18 protein-coding genes are annotated in these 13,142 nt (G+C 51.9%); 11 read left to right on the top strand and 7 right to left on the bottom strand.

Going from position 1 to position 13,142, the window contains the following annotated elements:
- Positions 1 to 85 precede the first annotated feature (85 nt).
- The 4 genes from BN348_RS12595 to BN348_RS12605 all read left to right on the top strand — a co-directional run bounded on the left by BN348_RS12595 (position 86) and on the right by BN348_RS12605 (position 1,578).
- Positions 86 to 265: a ribbon-helix-helix domain-containing protein gene (locus BN348_RS12595; RefSeq protein WP_242844351.1), complete on the top strand. Its 180-nt coding sequence runs from the start codon at positions 86 to 88 to the stop codon at positions 263 to 265.
- Between the two features lie 230 nt (positions 266 to 495).
- Complete coding sequence (locus BN348_RS12600) at positions 496 to 678, top strand: ribbon-helix-helix protein, CopG family (RefSeq protein ID WP_040198399.1); 183 nt, start codon at positions 496 to 498, stop codon at positions 676 to 678.
- A 298-nt stretch (positions 679 to 976) separates the two neighbouring features.
- Positions 977 to 1,135, top strand: a complete 159-nt coding sequence (locus BN348_RS13990; RefSeq protein WP_156136520.1) for a hypothetical protein — start codon at positions 977 to 979, stop codon at positions 1,133 to 1,135.
- 143 nt (positions 1,136 to 1,278) lie between these two features.
- Entirely contained in the window at positions 1,279 to 1,578 is a 300-nt protein-coding gene (locus BN348_RS12605) for a hypothetical protein (RefSeq protein ID WP_040198400.1), read from the top strand.
- A gap of 122 nt (positions 1,579 to 1,700) precedes the next feature.
- Here the strand turns inward: BN348_RS12605 and rpsI are convergent, their stop codons facing one another.
- Positions 1,701 to 2,099: a 30S ribosomal protein S9 gene (gene rpsI, locus BN348_RS12610; RefSeq protein ID WP_040198401.1), complete on the bottom strand. Its 399-nt coding sequence runs from the start codon at positions 2,097 to 2,099 to the stop codon at positions 1,701 to 1,703.
- A gap of 27 nt (positions 2,100 to 2,126) precedes the next feature.
- Positions 2,127 to 2,555 (bottom strand): 50S ribosomal protein L13, encoded by a 429-nt coding sequence (rplM, locus tag BN348_RS12615; protein ID WP_040198402.1) that lies wholly within the window; start codon positions 2,553 to 2,555, stop codon positions 2,127 to 2,129.
- A 351-nt stretch (positions 2,556 to 2,906) separates the two neighbouring features.
- Here rplM and BN348_RS12620 point away from each other — a divergent pair, with 351 nt between their 5' ends.
- The 6 genes from BN348_RS12620 (at position 2,907) to BN348_RS12645 (ending at position 8,346) form a co-directional block, all read left to right on the top strand.
- Positions 2,907 to 3,617 (top strand): tRNA 2-thiocytidine biosynthesis TtcA family protein, encoded by a 711-nt coding sequence (locus tag BN348_RS12620; RefSeq protein ID WP_040198403.1) that lies wholly within the window; start codon positions 2,907 to 2,909, stop codon positions 3,615 to 3,617.
- Between the two features lie 194 nt (positions 3,618 to 3,811).
- A complete protein-coding gene (gene rsmI, locus BN348_RS12625; RefSeq protein WP_040198404.1) occupies positions 3,812 to 4,654 on the top strand; it encodes a 16S rRNA (cytidine(1402)-2'-O)-methyltransferase in 843 nt (280 codons plus the stop codon).
- A 396-nt stretch (positions 4,655 to 5,050) separates the two neighbouring features.
- Complete coding sequence (locus BN348_RS12630) at positions 5,051 to 6,145, top strand: radical SAM/SPASM domain-containing protein (protein WP_040198405.1); 1,095 nt, start codon at positions 5,051 to 5,053, stop codon at positions 6,143 to 6,145.
- Positions 6,146 to 6,154: 9 nt separating this feature from the next.
- The gene (locus BN348_RS12635) at positions 6,155 to 6,787 is read left to right on the top strand and encodes a TetR/AcrR family transcriptional regulator (protein ID WP_040198406.1); all 633 of its coding nucleotides are present in this window, start codon (positions 6,155 to 6,157) and stop codon (positions 6,785 to 6,787) included.
- A 289-nt stretch (positions 6,788 to 7,076) separates the two neighbouring features.
- Positions 7,077 to 7,322, top strand: coding sequence for a hypothetical protein (locus tag BN348_RS12640; protein WP_040198407.1), 246 nt, complete (start codon positions 7,077 to 7,079; stop codon positions 7,320 to 7,322).
- A 28-nt stretch (positions 7,323 to 7,350) separates the two neighbouring features.
- Positions 7,351 to 8,346 (top strand): SPL family radical SAM protein, encoded by a 996-nt coding sequence (locus BN348_RS12645; protein ID WP_040198408.1) that lies wholly within the window; start codon positions 7,351 to 7,353, stop codon positions 8,344 to 8,346.
- 103 nt (positions 8,347 to 8,449) lie between these two features.
- On the opposite strand, the gene BN348_RS12650 is transcribed toward BN348_RS12645, so the two are convergent.
- The 5 genes from BN348_RS12650 to BN348_RS13995 form a co-directional block, all read right to left on the bottom strand.
- Positions 8,450 to 9,361 (bottom strand): AraC family transcriptional regulator, encoded by a 912-nt coding sequence (locus tag BN348_RS12650; protein ID WP_242844352.1) that lies wholly within the window; start codon positions 9,359 to 9,361, stop codon positions 8,450 to 8,452.
- Positions 9,362 to 9,789: 428 nt separating this feature from the next.
- The gene (locus BN348_RS12655) at positions 9,790 to 11,193 is read right to left on the bottom strand and encodes a Na+/H+ antiporter NhaC family protein (protein ID WP_052446931.1); all 1,404 of its coding nucleotides are present in this window, start codon (positions 11,191 to 11,193) and stop codon (positions 9,790 to 9,792) included.
- A 249-nt stretch (positions 11,194 to 11,442) separates the two neighbouring features.
- On the bottom strand, positions 11,443 to 11,736 hold the full coding sequence (locus BN348_RS14110; protein ID WP_040198410.1) for a hypothetical protein: 294 nt from the start codon (positions 11,734 to 11,736) through the stop codon (positions 11,443 to 11,445).
- Positions 11,720 to 11,998, bottom strand: coding sequence for a hypothetical protein (locus tag BN348_RS12665; RefSeq protein ID WP_040198411.1), 279 nt, complete (start codon positions 11,996 to 11,998; stop codon positions 11,720 to 11,722). Before BN348_RS12665 ends, BN348_RS14110 begins: the two co-directional genes overlap by 17 nt.
- An 89-nt stretch (positions 11,999 to 12,087) precedes the next feature.
- Positions 12,088 to 12,258: a hypothetical protein gene (locus BN348_RS13995; protein ID WP_156136521.1), complete on the bottom strand. Its 171-nt coding sequence runs from the start codon at positions 12,256 to 12,258 to the stop codon at positions 12,088 to 12,090.
- Between the two features lie 184 nt (positions 12,259 to 12,442).
- On the opposite strand from BN348_RS13995, the gene BN348_RS12670 reads away from it, so the two are divergent.
- Positions 12,443 to 12,793: a helix-turn-helix domain-containing protein gene (locus tag BN348_RS12670; RefSeq protein ID WP_040198413.1), complete on the top strand. Its 351-nt coding sequence runs from the start codon at positions 12,443 to 12,445 to the stop codon at positions 12,791 to 12,793.
- Positions 12,794 to 13,142: the final 349 nt, after the last annotated feature.

Raw genomic sequence — 13,142 nt, forward strand, 5'->3', positions numbered from 1 at the left:
TATTTATTTTTATAGAAAGCACTTGACATCTTGAGGCACAAGTTGTACTGTTAACTCGTACCTAAAGATAGGAGGTGATCATGTAGTGGAGCGAAAAAAGCCGGGGCCTCATCCAGAAAAGCCTTTGGAGATTGAAGTTAAGGCCAGAGTAGACAAAGAAACCTTTGACCAGCTTGAATACTGCCAAAAGCTCTTAAATGTAAATCGTTCTGAAACGATAAGAAAAAGCATTAAAGGCCTGTATGATGACCTCAATAAAAAATGACAGGAAGCGGCGTCCCTCCAACAAAGAAACACGCCACTTCCCGGACGACAGCTATCTGAAAAGACAACTTCGACTCAAATATTATAACATGGGCTGCGGTTCCTTTCAAGATAGGCTGTACAAATCATCCCTGCTGAAAAATATATTTTCAGCGATTTCTAAAAACCGCTTGACTTTTTGTTGATCAAATAGCATGATACTTATAAGCCGACAGAAAGTGAGGTGAATCTATGTCGGAGAAAAAGATGGGACGTCCTCCATCTGATAATCCTTTATCTGAAAGAATATATCTTCGGGTCGACAAAGAAACAAAGGAAATTCTTGACGAGTGTGTCAAAAAGCTTGACTCGTCACGCTCTGACGTGGTCAGAAAAGGAATCTATCTGGTGCGGGATGACCTCAATAAAAAATGACAGGAAGCGGCGCCCCTCCAACGAAGAAGTAACGCCGCTTCCCGGACGACAGCTATCTGAAAAGACAGCTCCGACTCCAATATGATAGCATGAGCTGCGGTTCCTTTCAAGGGCAGCTGTACAGATTTTGAAAGGAAACATGATTGTGACTACCAAGACCCGCAACGCACTCCATTCCCTGATCGGAGCAAGAGATGATTTTTCATTACCGCTCAAGACAGGACAGACGAAAATAAACAAACCATTTGACAATCTTACGATTATATGATAGTATGATCATAAGATTGGAGGTGAACATTTGAGAATCGGTTTTAAGACCACATTGGAAGAAAGTTTGATCTCAGATTTAAAGATTGCAGCCGTTAAAAACAAGGTCAATGTGAATGACATCTTGGAAGAACTCATCACAAAGTTTTTAAAAGGCGAAATCGAGCTTGATGTGGTCTATAAAAAATGACAGGAAGCGGCGAACTCCCACAAAGAAACACGCCACTTCCCGGACGACAGCTATCTGAAAAGACAACTTCGACTCAAATATTATAACATGGGTTTCGATTCCTTTCAAGGGTAGCTGTACAAATTTTGAAAGGAAGCATGTTTATGAATACCATGACCCGCGACGCACTCCGTTCACTGATTGGAGCAAGAGAGGATTTGGCATTAAAAGAACTCGAACAAAATCTTGAATACTTATCTGTCTGCAAAGAGCAGAAGAAAACCGAAGAGATGGTGGAGGAACTTCTATTGCGGTTTGAAAAACCGGACCGCATAGCAATCAGGCGGCATTATGAGGGTGAAGTACATAAGTCAAATTATGAAATAAAGGCCGCCTACATACAAGGCCTGCGCGACTGCTTTCTCTTATTTGGTTTTTTATCTGGGAATGAGGTGTGCATATAAGCCGCGTCGCCGAAATTGCTGACCGGTTGGACACGCAGCACCGGAGCGTTTCTTCCATATGATAATACAACAAAAAAACCCGCCTGACAGGCGGGTTTTCTGGTTCTGAATCATAAACCTGATTATCTCTTCGAGAACTGCGGAGCGCGGCGGGCCGCTTTGAGTCCGTATTTCTTACGCTCTTTCATACGCGGATCACGGGTCAGGAAGCCCGCTTTTTTCAGGGCCGGACGATAGTTTTCATCGGCCTGAAGCAGTGCGCGCGCGATGCCGTGACGGATGGCACCAGCCTGTCCGGATACGCCGCCGCCGGAAACATTGACCTCGATGTCAAAGCTGCCGAGGGTATCGGTCAGGTTCAGAGGCTGACGGGCGATAACCTTCAGGGTTTCCAGTCCGAAATAATCGTCGATGTCTCTTTTATTGATGGTAAAGCTGCCCTTTCCCGGATACAGTCTTACCCTTGCAACAGAATTTTTTCTTCTGCCGGTTCCGTAAAAAAATGCTCTATCGTTATACATGGAATTGACGCCTCCTTCTTCTTTCAATTAAAGTGTCCAAGCTTCGGGACTCTGCGCTGCATGCTTATGTTCGCCGCCTTTGTAAACGCGAAGACGGGTCAGCGCTTTTCTTCCAAGCGTGGTGTCAGGAAGCATTCCCTGCACGGCCAGAGCCATTGCTTTTTCCGGGTTATTCGCCATCAGGGTTTTATACTGGATCTCTTTGAGTCCGCCGACCCAGCCGCTGTGATGACGGTAATATTTCTGCTCGAGCTTCTTACCGGTCAGAACGGTCTTCTCGGCATTCAGGATGATGACATGGTCACCGCAGTCAGCGTGCGGCGCAAAGGTTACTTTGTGTTTGCCGCGCAGGATGTGGGCGGCAGTCGCTGCAACACGGCCCATCGGCTTGTCTGCTGCATCGAGTATATACCATTTGCGGGTGATTTCTTCAGTCTTTGGCATATAAGTGGACATAGAAAAGGTTACCCCCTACATATTAGAATATTGTTGCTCTTCCAGTCATGCTGAACAGTTAAAAAGCTCCGCCGAAGCAGCGGCGTTTTTTAACTGTTCAGGTTTCTCTATCCATCCGACAGGAAAGAACAAACTATATTATAGTGGTTTTTCCCCCGTCTGTCAAGACCTTTTTACCAATTTTTTAATTTATAAACTGCTATCTCCTGTTTTCTCTCGTTTTTACGTCTATTCTCCCGCATACGCATCTGTCATTTTATTTTTTGACATCCCCGCACTTGTCAAGCAGATGCTTTTTTAGTACAATAGGAGCAGTGAACAACGCATATCTGCGTACCGAAGGAGAACACGATGCAAGCTTTACTTGGATATATGCGCAAGGCGATTCTGGATTATGAGCTGATCGAAGACGGGGACCACATCGCGGTCGGCGTCAGCGGCGGCAAGGATTCGGTCGCGCTTCTGGTCGGACTGTCCCGGCTGCGGCGGTTCATCGGCATCGGCTACCGGCTGACCGCCGTCACGCTGGACATGCAGATGGATGGCTCGCCGACCGATTTTTCCTCCATCGAACGGCTCTGCGAAGAGCTGGATGTCCCATATCTGATCAAGCGCAGCGAGATCGGCGACATCATCTTTGGCGTCCGCAAGGAGAAGAACCCCTGCAGCCTGTGCGCGCGGATGCGCCGCGGTTCCCTGCACGACCTCGCAAAGGAGCACGGCTGCAACAAGATCGCTCTGGGACACCATTACAACGATGTGACCGAGACCTTTTTGATGAACCTGTTCAACGAAGGGCGGGTCGGCTGCTTCTCGCCGAAATCCTATCTGTCGCGCAAGGATCTGACGCTCATCCGGCCGATGGTCTATGTGCCGGAGAAAGAGATTGTCAGCGCGGTGAACCGCAACCATCTGCCGGTCGTCAAAAGCCGCTGCCCGGCCGACGGGCACACCGAACGGCAGTGGACCAAGGAATTTCTGAACGAGTTGGAGCAATCCCATCCGGGCGTGACCAGCCGTATCTTCGGCGCGATCAAGCGCGGGCATGTCAGTGAGTTCTAACAGCGGCATAGACGACCTATTATTGACGAGACCGGCGGAAATATCCAGTTTCAGGTCGGGGACGCATTCGAACAGCGGATGCAATTCCCGGCCGGAAGACAAACCGCTCTTTCGATGCGATGGCATACGGAAGCGGTCATGCGCTTTTTTCATATCCTGTTCCTGAAAATTGACAGATCGGAGGACAAGCCATCATGCAACAGACCATCCGAAGCGGCACCCTCTATGTGGTGGGCACACCGATTGGAAATCTGGGCGATCTCTCGCCGCGCGCCGCCGAGGTGCTTGGGGCGGTGGACTTCATCGCCGCCGAGGATACCAGGGTCTCCCTCAAACTGCTGAACCATTTCGGCATTAAGAAGACCTTGGTATCCTACCATGAGCACAACAAAAAGGAGCGCGGCGCCGAAATCGTCGCACGGCTGCTGTCGGGCGAAGCCTGCGCCATCGTGACCGACGCCGGGATGCCGTGCATCTCCGACCCGGGCGAAGACCTCGTGCGGCTCTGCCGTGAAAACGGCGTCGAGGTACAGGCGGTTCCCGGCCCCTCCGCGGTCATCAGCGCGCTTGCGGTCAGCGGCCTTGTGACCTCCCGCTTTATGTTCGAAGGCTTCCTGAGCGTAAACCGCAAGAACCGCTACGAGCATCTGGAGAGCATCAAGGAGGATACGCACACGCTGATCTTTTACGAAGCGCCGCACAAGCTGCGCACCACGCTCGAAGACCTTCTGAAAATCCTCGGCGACCGGAAGATATCGATCTCCCGCGAGCTCACCAAGCTGCACGAGCAGACCGTCTGCACCACGCTCAGCGAAAGCATCCTCTGCTATCAGGAAACCCCGCCCAAGGGGGAATTCGTGCTGGTCGTGGAGGGCGCAAAGCCGAAGCCCGCCGAACAGATGGCGCTTGCGGACGCGGTCCAGCTCGTGCACCGGCACATCGAAGCGGGCGACTCCGTTTCCGAAGCTGCCAGGCAGGTGGCCAAAGAAACCGGCTTCCGAAAAGGAGAGCTTTACAAGGCCGCCTTACAGGATTGATCTGCCTGACCGGCGTTTTTGATCGTTCTTTCCGTGCAGCATCCATAGAACCGACCTGTTGCAAGGGGTATTCCCAATGGTATTCCAACCCTCCTGAACGAACTTTTCACCGTCAGCATGCAAAATCTTGTCTAAACAACGATGTCCGGCACATCAACGCAGATGTGCCTTCCGGTCATCAGCATGTACGGAAAACAAACCGGCCAGCGTCAGGGATGGTTCCTGACATCAGCACGGGCCGTTCTGACAGGGCAGAACGGCCCGTGCTTATACATACGGTTTCATAAATTGGCGATGCTGTCCGCACATTCTATCATTTCCCTCTTGACAGGTGAACAGTTGTTCACTATAATAGTGGTGAACGATCGTTAACTTATTGAGAAAGAGGGCCATGATATGGATAACAGCACCCTGACAAGCTATATGAACCAGGCGATCGAACAGATCGTATCGGATGTACTGAAAAACACACTGTCCAATCCGCGGGAAACGGCTTTCCTGCTGCAATTCCGCAGACACAGCCGGAAAGCCTCGGCCAGGCGGGCCCAGCTTCAGCGGGAGGGCCTGCATGTGCCGGCGTTTCTCATTTCCAGCATCACACACGCCTGCAACCTGCACTGCCACGGCTGCTATGCGCGCGCAAACGGCACTTGCCAGGAGCATCCTTCGCGGGAGCCGCTGCGCGCCGGGGAATGGGAGCGCATCTTCTCGCAGGCGTCTGAACTCGGCGTCGGCTTCCATCTGCTGGCCGGCGGAGAGCCGCTGCTGCGGCAGGATGTTCTGGAAAAGGCCGCACAGCATCCCGAAACGGTCTTCCCGGTCTTTACCAACGGCACGATGCTCAGCGGCGGGCTGCTGGACCTGTTCGAGCAGCACCGCAACCTGATTCCGATCCTGAGCCTGGAGGGCGGCGCGGCTCAGACGGATGCACGCCGCGGAGCCGGCACCTATGAACGGCTGCAGGCGAGTATGCGGCGGATGCATGCGCGCGGCATTCTTTACGGCGTGTCCATCACGGTGACGATCCGCAATCTGGATGCCGTGACAGATCCGTCATTCTTTGTACAGTTAAAGGCGCTCGGCTGCCGGGCCGCGCTCTTTATCGAATATGTCCCGGTGGATGAAGCGACCAGACCGCTCGCGTTCACCGAGCTTGAACGAACACAATTGAACATCAGACAGGAGATGCTGAGAAAGGCATTCCCCTCGGTGCTGTTTCTGTCGTTTCCGGGAGACGAAGCGCAGATGGGCGGCTGCCTTGCGGCCGGTCGCGGCTTCTTCCACATCGGTCCGTACGGGGATGCCGAGGCCTGCCCGTTCGCGCCGTATTCCGACCTCAGCCTGCGGGACCGCACGCTGCTGGAGGCGCTGCGCTCGCCGTTCTTCGGGCGGCTGAGAGAGGCGAATCTGGCAAGCGAAGCGCATCTCGGCGGATGTGCGCTGTTTGAGCAGAAGGAACGCGTCGAGGCCATCCTGTCCCAGAAAAGCTAGGAGGAAACTATGCCCGTCAGGAACACCAAGGAACGGATACTCGAGGAAGCACTCACACTGTTTTCCAAGCGCGGCTACGACGGCGTATCGGTGCGGGAAATCGCCGGCAGGGTCGGCATCCGGGAGAGCGCCATCTACAAGCATTTCAGCGGCAAGCAGGGCATCTTTGACGCCCTGCTGCAGCGGATGCAGGAAAACTATGACCAGGCGACCAAGCGGATGTTTATGCCGTCCGGCGACACCGCACAGATGGTTGAGGATTATGGAAGCATCGGCCTGGAAACCCTGTCCAGAATCGGGGAGCTGACCTTTCTGTACTGGCTCAAGGACGACTATGCCGCGCGTTTCCGGCGCATGGTGACCATCGAGCAGTTCCACAGCAGCGAGGCGGGCAAAACCTACCGCCGCTTCTTCATCGAGGAGGTGCTGCGCTTCCAGTCCGGCCTGTTTGCGGGTATGATGGAGCGCGGATACTTTCATCAAAACGATCCGCAGCTTCTGGCAGTCGAATTCTACGCGCCGTTTTTCCTGCTGTTCCACGACTGCGAGGGGCATCCTGAAAAGGAAGCGGAAGCGTTGGAGCTGCTGCGAAAGCATATGGCGATGTTCGCGCAGCAGCATCAGGTGGCGCCGAAAACATAACCATCGTCCAGACCGCCGTGATGCGGTGAGCCGTATGGTACTTCGTCATCAGTCAATATCTTTCAAATTCCAAAATCCATATCCGGATATATCAAACCGTACCATCCATTTTTCAACTTTCAGCATGGATGGTACGGTTTTTTCTGCATGTTTTGATTCTTTTTTTATTATTTTTATCCACAGCCTACTTTTCATGCGCTTTTGACAACACCCTGATACTACGGTGATTCTATCTTTCTGTTTTCAGATATGGTATGATGGTCAAAACGTTTGAGAAAAGAGGTATTTCATGGATGTCATCGAACACATCGCCGAAAAAGCAATGCGGCCTCAAAAGAGCACCGACAATCTGGAACAGAACTGTCTGCTGATCCGGGAAGGCATGGAAAGACCTAAGCGCGTTCTGCTGCTGCGCATCCTTGACGAAAAGGACCGATTGATTGACAGCGCCGCCTGCGATGGATTCCGGAGCGGATTCATCCTCGGCCTGAAAATCGGGATGACCGCCGGCGCTTTGGATATCCCCTTCGAATAAGCTCATACTAAAGGCGGAGGTGTCACTCATGACATTCACAACCGTCTACTATGAGCCGGACAGTCTCAATTATCCGCTTGGCAAACAGCTGCGGGAACAGTACAAATCCCTGCCGTGGATCCCCATCGAAAGCCACAACCGCATCCCGGAACTGACCGCAAGGGACAACCGGGATTTTGCCCGGATGAAGCAGTACCTGATCATCGGCACACGCAAAACCCATCGGTATGTCGAAAACCAGAAGATTTCGGATTACCTTGTCCCCTTCACATCGTCGGGCTGCAGCGCGATGTGCCTGTACTGCTACCTGGTCTGCAACTACAACAAATGCTCCTATCTGCGCCTGTTTGTCAACCGGGAGCAGATGCTCGACCGGCTGATACGCACATCCCATAAAACCGGTTCGCCCTGCGTTTTCGAGATCGGCAGCAACAGCGACCTGCTTTTGGAAAACACCGTGACACAGAATCTGGAGCAGGTCATTCCGGCATTCGCGAAGGAAGGCCGCGGACAGCTCACCTTCCCAACCAAATTTGATATGGTGGAACCGCTGTTATCCCTCGACCACCGCGGCAAAACCATCTTTCGGATGAGCGTGAATCCGAACGAGATCATCCGCCGTGTCGAGCTGGGCACATCGCCGCTCGAAAAGAGGATATCCGCGCTCAACCGCATGGCGGAAGCGGGCTATCCGGCCGGGCTGCTGATCGCGCCGGTCATCCTGCTTGACGGCTGGAAAACGCTGTACGGCGAGCTGATCGACCAGCTTGCCGATACGCTCAGCGGCAAAACCCGCAAAAGCCTTCCCATAGAAATCATCCTGATGACCTACAGCTATGTGCACCGCGCCATCAACCAGGACGCATTTCCAAACGCGGTCGAGCTGTACAGCGCAGAACAGATGATCGGCGGCGGACGCGGAAAATACCGCTACCGGCAGGAGCATCGCGAACCCGCTGAACAGTTTTTCAGAGAACAGCTGGCCCGAAAGCTTCCCGAAGCGCATATCGCATATATCTGCTGACGATCCTTTCCATATCCCTGACGATTCCTATTTTCAGCCATGATGTACAAACAGATGTCTCTCAAGGCCCTGTGAACCGATCACATCGGTTTACAGGGCCTTTTCATGATGACAGCAGCTTCAGCCAGATCTCCATGCCTGTCGTATCGTGGTCATGGCTTTGATACCGTTCCGCCGAAAAAGGACACGTGCGCAGACCGTGACCGGGAAGCCACGTGTCAAACAGATACCGGTGCGCCTTGTAAAGCGCGTCCATGACCAGCGTTTCGAAGTCCTCGGCTTCAAAGGTGCAGACCAGATATTCTCCCGCCGGCAGCTCCCAGCTTTTAAACGGCTGAACCGCAGAAGCGGACCGCGCCGCCGCACCTGCGAAATAACAGAAATATCCCTCTTCGCTGCCGGGATACGCCGCCCCCAATTCGTCGCCGTGTGGGATCAGATTGGGGATTTCTTCTTTTCGGCTGTGAAAGGTCCTCCAAACCGTGTCCAGAGGGTCGATTCCAGACTCAACGCCGAGTCCTTCCACAAAGCTGTTCGGCACCTTCTGTTCTATACCGATGTAGAATTCCGGTTTGGCAAGCTTTTTTCTCGTGATTTCCAGAACGATGCCGTCGGTGATCAGCGGCACATCCTCATCGACGACCGTATAGTTCAGCAGCAGCTGCGGCTTTGTCATGCGGTTGAGCGGCCGGGGGGACTGGCGGTACGCCTGCGGCGTCATGCCGAAGGTGTCCTTGAAAATACGAGTGAACTGTTCGTGGGATGAAAATCCAAGCTCCAGCGCCGCATCCAGAATCCGTTCCTGTGTCTGCCCCAGGATATCAGCCGCCTTTGCCATCCGGCGCAGTTTGATGTATTGGGCGACCGGTTTTCTCACCAGCCGCGAAAACAGCCGCTGATAATAGAACGGGGAAAGCCCCGCCATCCCGGCCAGATGTTCGATGCGCAGTTCCTGCCCTAAATGCTCCTCTATATAGTCCAGGGTGATTTGTATTTGTTCCCATGCGTGCATCATGAGCACCTCCTTTGTTACAAGCATATCACAACACGGCTCTTATTCGCTTGTCTGTCTCTGCTTTATTTTGCGTTTATCCGATCATCCCCATACAAAAATCTGATAGATGTGACGCCGCACGACGGATTGCGTGGTAAATTCGTTGTGCCGGCCGCAGCGAACCCGGCCGGAAGCGGCGCGCATCATGCTATTGATCCCTTTTGTAAAAGGATGCTGGAGGGCTTTTTTACCGGATCTCCCCGGAACCCATTCACAGTGAGCTGCTATACACAAACGGGACACCCTGCAAAAAGGCTGTGAGAGAGCGGTGAATCCGCTCTCTCACAGCCACTTTTTCGAAGAAGCACCTTCTTCCATATGACAGCATCTCCTGGGATTGTCGTATTGGATGCAGGTACCCTTCAACTATTTCAGTCAACAGACCGCCGTCATTCGGCAGTCTCCTGTTCGATCAGTTTTTTCGCTTCGACGCCGGACTGCGCCACATCGTATTCCCAGTTCCACGGGTCCTTTTTGTAGGTCCAGTCGGCAAACGGCAGGAAGATCGAAAGTATCGCAAAGACCGCCAGAAGCTGCTGATACCACAGGAACGGCAGGACATCCACCGGACTCAGCGCGCCGGCTGTCAAACTGCCCACCAGCAGAAGCTGCGCGCCGTACGGCACAATGCCCTGGAACACACAGGAGAAGATATCGAGAATCGACGCGCTGCGCCGCGGGTCGACCTTGTATTCCCGGCTGATATCCTTTGCGATCGGCCCGGTGATGATGATGGCCACCGTGTTGTTGGCCACCGCCAGATCCGCCACCGAAACAAGGCCCGCCATGCCGAGCTGCGCGGATTTCGGTCCGCGGATGAGCTTGCGCACCTTGCCGATCAGCCAGTTGATGCCGCCGTAATGCGCGGTCAGCGCCGCCAGGCCGCCGATGAAGAAGGACAGGAAGAACACCTCGTTCATGTTTTTAAAACCGTCCCAGATATTCTGCGCGAAGGTAAAGATGGTCAAATCCCCGGCGCCCAGCCCGATGATGCCGGCTGAAAAGATGCCGATGGTCAGCACCAGGAAGACGTTCATGCCGCAGAGCGCCAGAACAAGCACCAGCAGGTACGGGATCACCTTGACGATGTCAAACGTGAGGTTTTCCAGCGGTACGGCTTCAACCGGCGCGCCGAACACCAGCAGCAGGATGATGGTCAGAACCGCCGCCGGAAGCGCAATCATAAAGTTCACCTTGAACTTGTCGCGCAGCTCGCAGCCCTGCGTCCTGGTCGCTGAAATCGTCGTATCGGAGATCATCGACAGGTTGTCTCCGAACATGGCGCCGCCCACACAGGCCGCGATGACAAGCGGAAGATTGAGGCCCGCCTTATCCGCGACGCCCAGCGCAATCGGGACGATGGCGCCGATGGTTCCCATCGACGTACCGGTCGCAACGCCTAAAAAAGCTGAAATGACGAATACGCCGGCCGTGATGAACTGTGCCGGAACCAGGGAAAGGCCCAGATTGACGACGGCGTCGACGCCGCCGGTCGCGCCCGCCACCGCGGAGAACGCGCCGGCCAGCACAAAGATAACCAGCATCGTGATGATGTTCTCATTGCCCGCGCCCCTTGCAAAGACCGCAAATTTCTCATTGATCGAGCCCTTTTTCAGACAGAACGCAACCAGCACCGCAATGAAAATCGCCACAACGGATGGGAACTGGTAGAATGCCATCTCCTGTCCCTGTACCGTCATAAAAATGCCCGCTCCAAGATAAATCGCGATGAAAATCAGGAACGGGAGCAGCGCCAATGCGCTCGTCTTCTGTTGTGGTTGTTTGTTTTCCATATGAAACCTCCTTGTCTTTTCGCCGGATGGTTGTGTCGTTCCGATAGGCATCCGGTCGATATGATTGGTTTTATTATATCATGCAATTCATAAAACGGCAATCTAATTTCAAGGATTTATACATGTAAATTTACCCGGGTTGATGATATTTGTCAAAAAAGAGCGTGTTCTCCCTCTCATCCAAAGTATCCAAAACAAAATTTCTGCGGGATAACATTTTTTCCATCTGTCTCACAGTCCATATGGAACTCACCGCAAGACTCCACATCGTATACATGCACTGTCTTCCGAACCAATTCTTCTGCGATCGAAACAAGTCCATTCTATTTGCTGTATCGCTTCTTCCAATTGCCCAACATTTTCATCGTTCCCTATTACAACAAAAAAGCCGCCTTGCGGCGGTTTTTTCAATACACACAGGAGCACATCAGCAGCCGTGTGCTCCCTGTTCTTCGGAATCTGCCAATTTAACTGGAGCATGCTTTTCAGCTGAATCGGATATTTCCTGACGGATCTTTTCGATAAATCAATACGCTTTTTCAATCTTGATTCCCTTTATTTTTTTATAGATCGGATTGCAGTGACGGATTAGAATGGATTGCTTCACCATGGGAATCGCGGCGATATCATTCATATACCGGGTTGACATCTCCTCCAAACAGGTTTTCACCCGCACCTCAACCGCGCCGGTTTTGGTGTTCGTCTTTGTCCTGACCCGATATGCAGACAACTTTTGACCCAGATAGGACAAAACCGCATCCTTTGCCATTGCATTTTGACAGACAGCAATCATATACAGTGCCATGATATACCCCCTCAGAGATTTTATCCCTCCAGATAAATCCCTTATCTTTTACTTCCATCTGCTTCAATTTTTCTCTTGCTCCGCCAAGCTCAGCCGCCTTTGTCATGCGGCGTCTGCCCTTCTTTTTTCTGATATGGTTCGGTCTGTTGGGTATACAGCAGGGCATTGATGGTGTTCAATACATAGGACTGATCATTTGGCGTCAGCTGGTCTGCAAGGGATGCAATTTCACCTGCTGTTTTAACCGTTTGGGATTTCATATGCCATCACCTCCATTGTTTGTAACATTACAATTATCGACGATATTTGCTTTTTCATGTACAATATAGCATCTCTTCTTGCTTGTGTCAATACTCATTTTCTGAATATTTTGCTTATTTTTAATCATTTTGTATTGACATAAACATTTCTAGATGGTAGTATAACTGCTGAGGTGATACTTCTATGAAATTTTCTGAAAAGCTGAAGCTGCTTCGTAAAGCCAACAACATGACACAGGCAGAGTTTGCAGCCTCCATCGGCGTCTCCCGCGGAAATCTGGCAAATATTGAGCTGGGAAACGTCACACCGACCCCTGTGTTCGTCAACTGTGTATCTTTGATGTATCATGTTGATAAGCACTGGCTGACCGATGACGGCAACGACGATTTGAGCGCTCTGAATGAATCCGCCAATATGGTTTCGCAGATCACGACAAAGTATGAACAGCTGGACGACAAATACAAGAGGTTTGTCGAAAGTCAAATCATGCAGCTGCTGGAATTGCAGGAGAAAGAACAGCATGGATGCCAATAGCCTGCGGAATGTTCTTTCCCGATTCTACCGTTGGATGACAACAGATGACGGCCTCACTACATGATAACAAATATTCACTATCCCGGCGGCAACAGGCAGTATAAGACTCCTCATTTACTTTGAAGAACGATGTGACCGTTTGCCAGGTTAAAACGGTAAATCCTCTTACATTTTTAAAGATATATTTTGCTATATCCATTCTGAAAAAACATCAAAACTGCTATGCTGCAATTGCTGCCGGAATAAAACTACTATATTTTATTTGGTACTATTCTCCTACTCTTTTAACCATTCGGCCGCATGATGTCTGTACAAAAAAGAAAAGGAACGTAATGTTACGGTTCCCTTT

This window comes from Candidatus Soleaferrea massiliensis AP7 (assembly GCF_000820765.1).
Classification (GTDB): Bacteria; Bacillota; Clostridia; order Oscillospirales; family Ruminococcaceae; genus Soleaferrea; species Soleaferrea massiliensis.

Bases quoted from the DNA above. Each gene is read 5' to 3' on its own strand.
- BN348_RS12600 (WP_040198399.1), top strand. From the start codon at position 496: ATGTCGGAGAAAAAGATGGGACGTCCTCCATCTGATAATCCTTTATCT.
- BN348_RS12605 (WP_040198400.1), top strand. From the start codon at position 1,279: ATGAATACCATGACCCGCGACGCACTCCGTTCACTGATTGGAGCAAGA.
- rpsI (WP_040198401.1), bottom strand. From the start codon at position 2,099: ATGTATAACGATAGAGCATTTTTTTACGGAACCGGCAGAAGAAAAAAT.
- rplM (WP_040198402.1), bottom strand. From the start codon at position 2,555: ATGTCCACTTATATGCCAAAGACTGAAGAAATCACCCGCAAATGGTAT.
- BN348_RS12620 (WP_040198403.1), top strand. From the start codon at position 2,907: ATGCAAGCTTTACTTGGATATATGCGCAAGGCGATTCTGGATTATGAG.
- rsmI (WP_040198404.1), top strand. From the start codon at position 3,812: ATGCAACAGACCATCCGAAGCGGCACCCTCTATGTGGTGGGCACACCG.
- BN348_RS12630 (WP_040198405.1), top strand. From the start codon at position 5,051: ATGGATAACAGCACCCTGACAAGCTATATGAACCAGGCGATCGAACAG.
- BN348_RS12635 (WP_040198406.1), top strand. From the start codon at position 6,155: ATGCCCGTCAGGAACACCAAGGAACGGATACTCGAGGAAGCACTCACA.
- BN348_RS12640 (WP_040198407.1), top strand. From the start codon at position 7,077: ATGGATGTCATCGAACACATCGCCGAAAAAGCAATGCGGCCTCAAAAG.
- BN348_RS12645 (WP_040198408.1), top strand. From the start codon at position 7,351: ATGACATTCACAACCGTCTACTATGAGCCGGACAGTCTCAATTATCCG.
- BN348_RS12650 (WP_242844352.1), bottom strand. From the start codon at position 9,361: ATGATGCACGCATGGGAACAAATACAAATCACCCTGGACTATATAGAG.
- BN348_RS12655 (WP_052446931.1), bottom strand. From the start codon at position 11,193: ATGGAAAACAAACAACCACAACAGAAGACGAGCGCATTGGCGCTGCTC.
- BN348_RS12665 (WP_040198411.1), bottom strand. From the start codon at position 11,998: ATGGCACTGTATATGATTGCTGTCTGTCAAAATGCAATGGCAAAGGAT.
- BN348_RS13995 (WP_156136521.1), bottom strand. From the start codon at position 12,258: ATGAAATCCCAAACGGTTAAAACAGCAGGTGAAATTGCATCCCTTGCA.
- BN348_RS12670 (WP_040198413.1), top strand. From the start codon at position 12,443: ATGAAATTTTCTGAAAAGCTGAAGCTGCTTCGTAAAGCCAACAACATG.